This window comes from Bradyrhizobium sp. AS23.2 (assembly GCF_001908185.1).
Lineage (GTDB): Bacteria > Pseudomonadota > Alphaproteobacteria > Rhizobiales > Xanthobacteraceae > Bradyrhizobium.
On sequence record NZ_LGHM01000091.1, the window covers coordinates 1 to 10,974 of the forward strand.

A 10,974-nucleotide genomic window follows, 5' to 3' on the forward strand; every position below is an offset into this window, starting at 1 on the left:
GCCACATAATCTTCCACGCGCGCTGGCAGAAAGCTCGGCTGAGCCCGGCTCATGCCGGTCTTGAAGGTGCGATTCGTCATGCCGAATCGTACCTTCCTTCCAGATAAGAATCTTGCCCAACCTCGCAGCGCAATCCGGGTCCAGTGCCACGACGAGACAGTCTCGGACTACGCTGCGCCCCTTCCCGGCTACGGGCTACCGGCGGTTATCCCAGATGCTTCCGGAAAAACTCCGTCGCTCGCCCCCAGGCGAGCTCGGCGGCTTCGCGGTCGTGCACGGCCTGGCGCTGCTCGTTGACGAAGGCGTGCTCGGCGTCATAGCGGAACAGCTCGAGCGACTTGCCGGCGGCCTTCATGCCGTTTTCGAAGGCAGAGACCAGCTGCGGCGTGCACCAGTCGTCCTTGTTGGCGAAGTGGGCCTGGAGCGGGATCTTGACGTCGGCGGGCTTGGCCGCCTGCTCCGGCGGAATGCCGTAGAACACGACGCCGGCCGCGAGCTCCGGGATCTTGGTCGCGCCGATGATGGTGACGGCGCCGCCGAGGCAGAAGCCTGTCAGGCCGACCTTGGCGCCGTTGCGCGACAGATATTGCGTGGCGCCGCGCACCGTCTGCGTGGTGGCGTCCATGAAGTCGAGCGAGTTCATCTCTTTGCCGGCGGCGTCCGTGTCGTGATACGGCACCACCTTGCCCTTGTAGAGATCGGGCGCGAGCGCATCGAAACCGGCGAGCGCAAAGCGATCGCACAGGCCCTTGATCTGGTCCGACAGGCCCCACCATTCCTGGATCACGACCACGCCCGGCGCGTTGCCGCGCGCGGCATTGGCGAGATAGCCCGATGCGTCCTTGCCATCCGGGCGTTTGAAGGTAATGGCGGTTCCCATGGTGTCCTCCGATGAGTTTCTGGGGAGCGGTTGGAGGGCATTTTGGCCGCTCGGAGCGCGCGGCGCAATCCTCACTCACGTCATTCCGGGGCGCGCGATAGCGCGAGCTATGATGCGCAATTGCGCATCAGAGAATCCATCGCGCCACGGAGTCGATGGATGAATGGATTCCGGGCTCGATGCGCCCCGGAATGACGGAGAGTTGAGCCAACAAAAAAAGCCCCCCTTGCGGGGGCTTCTTCATTCTCGTCTCGCGCCCGCCACTCAGTGCGAGTCGCGCCAGACCTTCTTCTTGGTGAAGTACATCAGGAAGGCGAAGATGATCAGGAACACGAACACCTGGAAGCCGAGACGCTTGCGCGCCTCCATGTGCGGTTCGGCGGTCCACATCAGGAACGTGGTGACGTCCTTGGAGTACTGCGCGACCGTGGTCGGCGAGCCGTCATCATAGGTCACCTGGCCGTCGCTGAGCGGCTTCGGCATCTTGATGGCGTGGCCCGGGAAGTACTTGTTGTAGTAGGAGCCCTCCGGGATGGTCACGCCTTCCGGCACCTTGTCTTCAAACCCCTGGAGCACCGCCGAGACGTAGTCCGGGCCCTGCTCCTGGTACTGGGTGAAGAAGTCGAAGATGAACCAGGGGAAGCCACGGCCGTAGGAGCGGGCCTTGGTGATCAGCGACAGGTCGGGCGGCGCCGCGCCGCCGTTCGCCACACGCGCTGCCTGCTCGTTCGGGAATGGCGAGGGGAAGTAGTCGGCCGGCCGGCCCGGGCGCTCGAACATGTCACCCGCATCGTTCGGACCGTCCTTGATCTTGTACTCGGAGGCGAACGCTGCCGCCTGCGCGACGGAATAGCCGGGGCCGCCGGGATCTCCGAGATTGCGGAAGGCGATGAAGGACAGGCCGTGGCAGTTGGCGCAGACCTCCTTGTAGACCTTCAGGCCGCGCTGGAGCGCGCCCCGGTCGAACTTACCGAACGGGCCGGCGAATGACCAATGGTTGCCCGGCGGCCTGTCGTTGCCTTCGGAGGCGCGTGCATCCTGCAGGCTGCCGAGGAAGAGCGCACCTGCGGCGACGAGCGCGACCATGACGGAGGCTACCGCCTTGCCGCCCCTGGTCAGGATCGCCTCCGAGATCGAGTTCGGCACCGGCCGCGGCGTCTCGATGCGCGAGAGCAGCGGCAGCACGATCAGGAAGTAGGCGAAGTAGCAGACCGTCAGGACGCGGCCGGCGATCACGTAGATGCCCTCCGGCGGCTGAGCGCCGAGATAGCCGAGCAGGATGCAGACCACGACGAAGATCCAGAAGAACTGCTTGGCCAGCGGCCGGTACTTCGACGACCTGGTTTTCGCTGCGTCGAGCCAGGGCAGGAAGACCAGCACGATGATCGCCGAGAACATCGCGATGACGCCCGCGAGCTTGTTCGGGATCGAGCGCAGGATCGCGTAGAACGGCAGGTAATACCATTCCGGCACGATGTGCGGCGGCGTCACGCCCGGGTTCGCCGGAATGTAATTGTCGGCGTCGCCGAGATAGTTCGGCATGTAGAAGATGAACCAGGCGTAGAGCAGCAGGAAGCAGGCGACGCCGAATCCGTCCTTGATGGTCGCATGCGGCGTGAACGGCACCGTGTCCTTTTCCGTCTTCGGCTCGACGCCATCAGGATTGTTCTGACCGGCGACGTGCAGCGCCCAGACGTGGAGCACCACGACGCCCGCGATCAGGAACGGCAGCAGATAGTGCAGCGAGAAGAAGCGGTTCAGCGTCGGATTGCCGACCGAATAGCCGCCCCACAGCAGCGTCACGATGCTCTCGCCGAAATAGGGAATGGCGGAGAACAGGTTGGTGATGACGGTGGCGCCCCAGAAGCTCATCTGGCCCCACGGCAGCACGTAGCCCATGAAGCCCGTCGCCATCATCAGGAGATAGATGATGACGCCGAGGATCCACAGCACCTCGCGCGGCTCCTTGTAGGAGCCGTAATAGAGGCCGCGCAGCATATGAACGTAGACGGCGAAGAAGAACATCGACGCGCCGACCGCATGCATGTTGCGCAGCAGCCAGCCGAAATTGACGTCACGGACGATCAGCTCGACAGACTTGAAGGCGAGATCGGCGTGCGGCGTGTAGTGCATCGCCAGGATCACGCCGGTCAGGATCTGCATCCCCAGCATGAAGGAGAGGATGGCGCCGAAGGTCCACCAGTAGTTCAGGTTGCGCGGGGTGGGATAGGCGACGAAGGAGGAATGGACGAGACCCATGATCGGCAGACGCCGCTCGATCCATTGCAGGGCCGGATTGCTCGGCTGGTAGTCGGATGGTCCGCTCATGATGCGATCCTGAGGAAATAAAACGACGAGACGGCGCGAAGCTTCGGACGAAGGTCCGAGGCTCAGCCGATCTGGATTTTGGTGTCGGAAACGAACTGGTACGGCGGCACCGCTAGATTCGCGGGCGCGGGCCCCTGGCGGATGCGGCCAGACGTATCGTACTGCGAACCATGGCAGGGGCAGAAGAACCCGTCGTAGTTGCCCTCATGAGCGATCGGGATGCAGCCGAGATGGGTGCAGATACCGATCACGACCAGCCACTGGTCGTGGCCGGACTTGACCCGGGCCTCGTCGCTCTGCGGATCGGGCAGGCTCGCCACGTTGACGGCGCGCGCTTCCTCGATCTGCTTCTTGGTGCGGTGGCTGATGTAGATCGGCTTGCCGCGCCAGAACACCTTGATGTCCTGCCCCTCGGCGACCGGGCTGAGATCGACCTCGATCGGCGCACCGGCGGCGATGGTCGAAGCATCCGGGTTCATTTGGGAGATAAAGGGCCAGAGCGCAGCTGCGCCCCCTACTGCTGCAGCTGCCCCGGTTGCAACGAATAAGAAATCACGGCGTGTCGGATGGTCCGCCGAAGACGCTGTCGTCACGATTCCAACCCTTTCTTCTTGTGCTACCGGTGGAACCGCTCCAGGGGGCGCCCAAACGTCCCCGGAAAGGCTGCCGGCGCCCGCGGCCCCCCGCGGCGGCAGAACTTTGCTTGTTCACGCCGAAACGGGTGAAACAGCAGTCCAGAATCGTTCTATTGGCACCCTTGCCGGGCGAGCGCAAGCCCGCTATCGGCGCGGGAGCTTGCAATGCACGAATTCCCGGGCGAGCGATGTTTTATTGAGACAATTCCGTCCCGGCCCAACCCGACGCCAAGCCATGCAGATAGCGCTTTTCCAACCCGACATCGCCCAGAACACCGGCACGATTCTCAGGCTTAGTGCTTGTCTGGGCATGGCCGCCCATATCATCGAACCGGCGGGCTTCCCTGTCTCCGACCGCTTGTTCCGCCGGGCGGGAATGGATTACCTCGACCATGTCAGCCTCACCCGCCACGACTCCTGGTCGAAATTCGAGGAGTGGCGCGCGGCACAAAGCTACCGCCTGCTCCTGTTCACGACCAAGGCTGCCACCGACTATCGCGATTTCCGTTACCAGACGTCGGACATCCTGCTATTTGGGCGCGAGAGCGTCGGCGTCACCGACGCGGTGGTCGAGGCCGCGGATGCGCGGCTGGTCATCCCGATCAGGCCGGGGCTGCGGTCGCTCAATGTGGCGATGACTGCGGCGATGGCCGCCGGCGAAGCGCTGCGGCAGCTCCGGGACCCGCAAGTTTGACATGTTGAGGAGAGAAGCTTGAGTTACGCGGTCAAGGAAATCTTCCTGACCCTGCAAGGCGAAGGCGCCCATGCCGGGCGCGCGTCCGTGTTCTGCCGTTTTGCCGGCTGCAACCTCTGGAGCGGCCGGGAGGCCGATCGCGCGGACGCGACCTGCAAATTCTGCGACACGGATTTCGTTGGAACCGACGGCACGCTCGGCGGCCGTTATGCCTCGGCCGCGGAACTCGCCGACACCATCGCCGCGCAATGGACTGCAACGGCCTCCAACCGCTACGTTGTCCTCACCGGCGGCGAGCCGCTGCTTCAGGTCGATGCGGCGCTGATCGACGCGCTCCATGCGCGCGGCTTCGAGATCGGTGTCGAGACCAACGGCACGATCGCCGCACCGGAGGGGCTCGACTGGATCTGCGTCAGCCCCAAGGGCGGCAGCGAGCTGGTCCTGCGCCGCGGGCACGAGCTGAAGCTGGTCTATCCGCAGGCGCTCGCCGCGCCCGAAGCTTTCGAGGATCTCGCCTTCGAGCGCTTCTCGCTTCAGCCGATGGACGGGCCCGAAATCGTCCAAAACACCGCGCGCGCGATCGATTATTGCCTGCGCCATCCGCAATGGCGGCTGAGCGTGCAGACGCATAAATCGCTCGGCATCAGATAGGATTGGTTTTCGAACAGATGTGGGAATTGACGAAATCGTTTCGCTTCGAGGCGGCGCATTCACTGTCGGGAACGACGTTCGGTGCGGCGAGCGAAGAGATCCACGGCCACTCCTTCCGCGCCGAAGTGACGTTGCGGGGCACGCCCGATCCCAAAACCGGCATGGTGGTCGATCTCGGCCTCGTCCAGCGCGCGATCGAGGACGTGCGTCTGACGCTGGACCACAAGTTCCTCAACAAGATCGAGGCGCTGGGCACACCGACGCTGGAAAACCTGTCGCGCTTCGTCTGGGAGCGGCTACAGCATATCGGCAACCTCACCCGTGTCAGCATCCACCGCGACAGTTGCAACGAGAGCTGCACCTATTACGGTCCGCAGGGCTAGAATCGTAGGGTGGGCAAAGCGCAGCGTGCCCACCATTCAGGACGACTGTGAAGAGGGTGGGCACGGCGCAAATGCGCCTTTGCCCACCCTACGCGACACTCCACTTGGTGAGCGACGGGAATGCTATTGGACGTTTCGACGATCGAAGATCGCAAGACGCGCGCCCGAACCTGGTTCGAGCGATTGCGCGACGATATCTGCGCGAGCTTCGAGCAACTCGAAGATGATGCACCCCAAAACCTCTATCCAGGCGAGGCCGGCCGCTTCAAACGCACGCCCTGGCAGCGCACCGACCACAGTGGCGCGCCCGGCGGCGGCGGCGTGATGTCGATCATGCACGGACGGCTGTTCGAGAAGGTCGGCGTGCATTGCTCGACCGTGCACGGCGAATTCGCTCCCGAGTTTCGCGCGCAGATTCCCGGCGCTGCAGAAGACCCGAATTTCTGGGCCTCCGGCATCTCGCTGATCGCGCATATGCGCAATCCGCACGTGCCTGCCGTGCACATGAACACGCGCTTCGTCGTCACCACCAAGGCCTGGTTCGGCGGTGGCGCCGATCTCACGCCGGTGCTCGATCGCCGGCGGACGCAGGACGATGCCGATACAATCGCCTTCCACGCCGCAATGAAGGACGCCTGCACGGAGGCGAACGGCGTTGCCGATTATGACAAGTACAGGAAGTGGTGCGACGAGTATTTCTACCTGCCGCACCGGAAAGAGGCGCGCGGCATCGGCGGGATCTTCTACGACTGGCACGACAGCGGCGACTGGGACGCCGACCTCGCCTTCACCCAGGACGTCGGCCGCGCCTTCCTGAAGATTTACCCCGAACTCGTCAGGCGCAATTTCGCAACAAGCTGGACTGCTGCCGACCGCGAGGAGCAACTGGTCCGGCGCGGCCGCTATGTCGAGTTCAACCTGCTCTACGATCGCGGCACCATCTTCGGGCTCAAGACCGGCGGCAATGTGGACTCGATCCTGTCGTCGCTGCCGCCGGAGGTGAAATGGCCGTGACCACAATGAAGCCGCTGCCGCGCGCCATGCTGATCGACATGGACGACACCATCCTGTCGGCCTATGGCCGGCCCGAGATCGCCTGGAACACGATCGCGAACGAGTTTGCCGAGGAGTTTGCACCGCTGCCGCCGCAGCAGGTCGCGACCGCGGTGCTGGCTTTCGCGCGAAACTTCTGGGCCAACGCGGAGGCCTCGTGGCGCCTCAAGCTCGCCGAGGCCCGGCACCTGACGGTCAAGGGCGGCTTCACCGCGCTTGCGTCGGCCGGCCACCGCGCCCTGCCCGACGATCTCGCCATTCGTTTCGCCGATCGCTTCACCGCCTATCGCGAGGAGGAGATGTTCGTCTTCCCCGGCGCGCATGAGGCGATCGACAAATTGAACGCGCTCGGCATCAAGCTCGCGCTGGTGACCAACGGCGCCGCCGACACCCAGCGCGCCAAGGTCGAGCGTTTCGAGCTCTTGCACCGCTTCCACCACATCCAGATCGAAGGCGAGCACGGTTTCGGCAAGCCCGAGGAACGCGCCTATCTGCATGCGATGGATGCGCTCGGCGTTGCTGCGAAAGACACCTGGATGATCGGCGACAATCTGGAATGGGAAGTCGTGACGCCGCAGCGCCTCGGCATCTATTCGATCTGGATCGACGTGCATGGCGACGGCCTGCCCGAAGGCTCGACCGTCAAGCCCGATCGCATCATCCGATCGCTGACCGAACTGGTGCCGGACCAGGTCTAACCAGGGGCGCGAACGCAAAATATCGAAAACAACCCCATGCACAGTAGCCGGGTGCTGCAAAATCAACAGCTTACGGATTTAACGAAATCGTTTGACCCGTCGGGCAAAACAGGGGCACCATGGCATCGTCGCGAAGCTTGCGATGGAAGCGCTTCTGCGTGAGCTGCCTCAGGGCATTTCGAGCTTTCTGCGCATGGACCGCGCGACCCATGGCGCGACCCATGGCCCCCTGCCCGCCCTTTTTCCGCGTGTCATGACAAATTGCTAGCCTCGCATCCGGGTCGACCAACTCGGAGGACAATCCATGGAATTGAAAGCCGGCGATGTCGTGATGTTGAAATCCGGCGGCCAGCCGCTGACCGTCGCGGAAGTGAAGGAGGACGACGTGCTCTGCCTCTGGATGGGCATGGAAGGCAATTTGTTCCGCGAGACGCTGCCGCTCGCCGCGCTCGTACAGGTGGAAGAAGATCCCGACGAGGAGGAGGAGGACGACGAAGATGAGGAGTAGGCTGCCTAAGACCGCATCCTAGTTAGATCGGAGCGTTCCGCTCCCGCGCCCCTGATGTCCGCTTCTGTGCCAATAGCAGCACAATAGCGGACATCGCTGGATGTCGCAGAAGGAGGCCAATAGGTGACTTAGCAGGATGACGAGCACGAAAGAGGCCGCCAACTGAGGCGGGCCTTACTCACTCTTGAACTCCGCGACCTTTCGATCTTGATTCCATAGCTCAACGTCGTACCCGTCAGCCAAGACCTTGGCCCGCTTCTTGGCTTCGGTTTCGTCCTTGCAGATTAGCTGGATGCGAAGCTCGATATGCCCATCAAGGCCCATGATATGTGCACGATACTCCTGCATCTGCTGACCCCTTGGATAGAAGCCACCAACTGCCTCATTCTTAAGGAGGTTGCAGGCCCGGCGACGTCAGCCACCCGTCTATATGAGAAACGGTTTCGAGCTGGCGCAGTTTGCTTTCCAGAAGATCACGCTGCGGTCCTGGCTGTGTGTTTTCCAGTTCAGCTATGATGCTGGCTCTCTCCGCGTTCAGATTCTCGTCAAAGATGTGGGGTTGTGGGCGTCGTCTCATGGCACTCTCCATTCCCTACGTGAGTTGGGCGGGAGCGCAACCGGCGTTCTCATCATCGACCGAAGCAACAGTGCCGTGCGGTGGTGGAACTAATATGCACCCGGAACCGGAGCGACGCCAGAACAAAACTTAAGTGGAGGCTCTCAGGCAGGCCGCTCGCGACGGGCGGCCCTGAAGTCTGGGGTTGCCGGATGCTTTGTCCGCTCTGTCTTTGATAGCTGCCAAGGGCTCTCGCTGCACGCCGGCTCAGGGCCCATGCTTTTAGGCCGAGCGCTTCTCAGTGTTTCCTTTCGCCGGGAATGGTTGCCACCTCTACCCAATTTGCGTTGCGCACGGTCACTTCACGTCCTGTGCTTTCAACGATCCGTCGCGCGACCTCAAAAGCCCTTTCTTCGTCGGCAATTTCCAGAGCAACGAACGCGCGTTGATCCATCGATACGCCAGCGCCAGTAAGTATCATGTGGGGCACATCGGTCTCCTTTCCGGTCCGCAGCCATACGGTCCCTCCCAGCGCTTCGGCATGCGCTGATCCATTCCAATAGAGCTGGGGCCAAGGTGCGGGTTCAATTGAACACTTGGTCAGCGCGCTCCACTTCCATCGGCGTCAAGGATCGCGACCATGCGATCGAGTTGCCATATCTCGATGCCGTGACGGTTGATCAAGCGCCCCGCGACCTTCACCGCGCGGACCTCATCGCTGGCCGCCTCAAAGGCCCGTGCCTCGTAGATGTGGCCATGCTCGCCCAGAACAAATGCTCAGTAATCGCCCATTGGACTTGCCTCCGCATCAGGTCGGCGGCTGCAATTCCTTGGACGTTAGCCAGTCGGTGACGTGGGATGCCGTCTCGGCTTGGCGGGCGCGGTGCAAGAGGCTGTCGCGTTCGACGCCAGGCGGCGTACCCTGGGCCTGCTTGCGCAGACGTTCTGCCTCTTCGCGCAAGCGCTGTTCAAGAGTGCTGGTTTGAGTGAAACGGCGTCGCATCGGCGCTGCTCCATTCACGTTGGGGCGGGAGCGCAACCAGCGTTCTCATCACCGATGACTGCCTAAAGACCGTGCGGTGATGAGATCAGTAGATTCCCGTTATGTCCGGTTGTCGACTTAAATGTTGGCGGACCGTGACAAAAGATTAGGAACCATTTCGCTTGAGCAGACTGTAGCACTCGCATGACAGGCCCTGCAGGGTGCGGCGATCCAAAATCTGGAGTTTTTCCCGCGAATAGGCGATGGCTCCGCGTTTCTGCAGCCCGTTTGCGACGTCCGTGACGGAGGTGCGGCGCACGCCCAGCATCTCGGATAGCAACGCCTGTTTCAGTACGAAATGATCGCTTTCCGCGCGGTCCGCCGTATGAAGCAACCACCGGCAGCAGCGTTTCTCGACGCTATGCAGCGAATTGCAGGCGGCGGTGATCCTCGCTTGATCGAGCAATACGTCAGCATTCGTGAGGCACATTTCGGCGAGCGCAGAACTATCTGCAACCAAGATCCGGAAGTCTTTTGCCGAAACCTTGAGGGCCTGAACCGGCAGCTGGGCCACGACGCGAACGAGCGACCCGGCGTGAGATTGCCCAAGGCCCGCACGGGCCCCGATCATGCCCTCGCGGCCGACGACGGAGGTTTCGGCCGTTCGCCCATCCTTCAGAACGACCAATAGCGAGAACATGCCCGATAGCGGGAAGTGAATAGCGGTGACTTCCTGGCCCTCCTCTTGAACAACAGCGCCTTGCACAAACCCGACAACTGACGACCTTCCCGTTACAGACTTGAGGTCTCGAAGGGGAAGGAGGGCTAGGAGCTTGTTGAGAAGAGGATCGTCCACTGCGCACCTCTTGCCCGATCGGTCGGGCCGGTCCGCAGGGGGTAAATCAACGCTCCGAGGGCGTTACCACGGGTAATGGGACAAATCGGGCAAGAGTGGTTCGTTCCTCACAAGGCGAGCCTTGGGCACGCTTGAGGTTGGCTGTGGGGTCATAAGCCGCCGATGATGGCTAAGCCAGGCGACTTCCGGTTTGTGCTCGGAGTACGAGGTTCGATCCGCGGTCCAGGCGCGAATGCCAATGGGCCGGGGTCATCTAAGTGATCAGCTGCCGTGCCGCGGCCGTGATCATCACCAGGCCGCCGGTGATCACGGCAACGTCGAGGATCGCGGTGTGGATGTGCAGCGGCATCCGCTCGACGAAGGCCTTTGCGAGGAACGCGCCGGGAATGGCGATGGCTCCGATCAACAGCGCAAAGGCCAGCACCTAAGCTGTCACGGCGCCGGCAAGGCCGAACACCGATATCCTGATCAGACCGGTGCCGAGCGAGATCATCGCATCGGTCGCGATCACCGCGGCGCCTTCGAGCCCCGCAGCCATCAGCAGCGAGAGCAGGATCACGCCGGAGCCGGACGTGCCGCCGACCAGCACGCCGTAGCCGACCGAACCTGCCGCCAGGCCGGTGTCCCCGATCTTGACCTGGCGCCGGCGGAGCACACGGCGCAGCGGCACGCTCAGGATCAGCATGGTGCCGATCACGAGCGCCGCGCCGGCATTGGTGAGGCGCGTGTAGCCGTAGGCGCCGAGCGCGG

The 10,974-nt window shown here is 62.8% G+C and carries 13 protein-coding genes and 1 pseudogene; 6 read left to right on the plus strand and 8 right to left on the minus strand.

Annotated elements, in window-relative coordinates; genetic code table 11:
- Positions 1-205: 205 nt before the first annotated feature.
- The 3 genes from AC630_RS20055 to petA all read right to left on the minus strand — a co-directional run bounded on the left by AC630_RS20055 (position 206) and on the right by petA (position 3,801).
- Complete coding sequence (locus AC630_RS20055) at positions 206-880, minus strand: dienelactone hydrolase family protein (protein WP_074120204.1); 675 nt, start codon at positions 878-880, stop codon at positions 206-208.
- Between the two features lie 264 nt (positions 881-1,144).
- Positions 1,145-3,208, minus strand: a complete 2,064-nt coding sequence (fbcH, locus tag AC630_RS20060) for a cytochrome b/c1 (RefSeq protein ID WP_074120205.1) — start codon at positions 3,206-3,208, stop codon at positions 1,145-1,147.
- Between the two features lie 62 nt (positions 3,209-3,270).
- Positions 3,271-3,801 (minus strand): ubiquinol-cytochrome c reductase iron-sulfur subunit, encoded by a 531-nt coding sequence (gene petA, locus AC630_RS20065; RefSeq protein WP_074120206.1) that lies wholly within the window; start codon positions 3,799-3,801, stop codon positions 3,271-3,273.
- Positions 3,802-4,078: 277 nt separating this feature from the next.
- Between petA and AC630_RS20070 the strand changes: the two genes are divergently transcribed.
- From AC630_RS20070 to AC630_RS20100, 6 genes are all read left to right on the plus strand, one after another.
- Positions 4,079-4,537 carry a tRNA (cytidine(34)-2'-O)-methyltransferase gene (locus tag AC630_RS20070; RefSeq protein ID WP_074120207.1) on the plus strand — a complete coding sequence of 153 codons (459 nt, stop codon included), beginning with the start codon at positions 4,079-4,081 and terminating at the stop codon, positions 4,535-4,537.
- 18 nt (positions 4,538-4,555) lie between these two features.
- Complete coding sequence (gene queE / locus AC630_RS20075; protein WP_074120208.1) at positions 4,556-5,188, plus strand: 7-carboxy-7-deazaguanine synthase; 633 nt, start codon at positions 4,556-4,558, stop codon at positions 5,186-5,188.
- A gap of 17 nt (positions 5,189-5,205) precedes the next feature.
- Entirely contained in the window at positions 5,206-5,571 is a 366-nt protein-coding gene (locus tag AC630_RS20080) for a 6-pyruvoyl trahydropterin synthase family protein (protein WP_074120215.1), read from the plus strand.
- Positions 5,572-5,691: 120 nt separating this feature from the next.
- Positions 5,692-6,585 (plus strand): oxygen-dependent coproporphyrinogen oxidase, encoded by an 894-nt coding sequence (hemF, locus tag AC630_RS20085; RefSeq protein ID WP_074120209.1) that lies wholly within the window; start codon positions 5,692-5,694, stop codon positions 6,583-6,585.
- A complete protein-coding gene (locus tag AC630_RS20090) occupies positions 6,576-7,322 on the plus strand; it encodes an HAD family hydrolase (protein ID WP_143198175.1) in 747 nt (248 codons plus the stop codon). Before hemF ends, AC630_RS20090 begins: the two co-directional genes overlap by 10 nt.
- Before the next feature lie 304 nt (positions 7,323-7,626).
- Positions 7,627-7,830, plus strand: a complete 204-nt coding sequence (locus tag AC630_RS20100) for a YodC family protein (protein ID WP_074120211.1) — start codon at positions 7,627-7,629, stop codon at positions 7,828-7,830.
- Between the two features lie 174 nt (positions 7,831-8,004).
- On the opposite strand, the gene AC630_RS45535 is transcribed toward AC630_RS20100, so the two are convergent.
- From AC630_RS45535 to AC630_RS20125, 5 genes and pseudogenes are all read right to left on the minus strand, one after another.
- Positions 8,005-8,178 (minus strand): hypothetical protein, encoded by a 174-nt coding sequence (locus AC630_RS45535; protein WP_167561246.1) that lies wholly within the window; start codon positions 8,176-8,178, stop codon positions 8,005-8,007.
- Between the two features lie 506 nt (positions 8,179-8,684).
- A complete protein-coding gene (locus AC630_RS20110) occupies positions 8,685-8,867 on the minus strand; it encodes a hypothetical protein (RefSeq protein WP_074120212.1) in 183 nt (60 codons plus the stop codon).
- Positions 8,868-9,194: 327 nt separating this feature from the next.
- Complete coding sequence (locus AC630_RS20115) at positions 9,195-9,389, minus strand: hypothetical protein (protein ID WP_074120213.1); 195 nt, start codon at positions 9,387-9,389, stop codon at positions 9,195-9,197.
- Positions 9,390-9,534: 145 nt separating this feature from the next.
- Positions 9,535-10,224 (minus strand): Crp/Fnr family transcriptional regulator, encoded by a 690-nt coding sequence (locus AC630_RS20120; protein WP_074120214.1) that lies wholly within the window; start codon positions 10,222-10,224, stop codon positions 9,535-9,537.
- Between the two features lie 253 nt (positions 10,225-10,477).
- Positions 10,478-10,974: pseudogene (locus AC630_RS20125) on the minus strand (sulfite exporter TauE/SafE family protein); the annotation flags it as partial.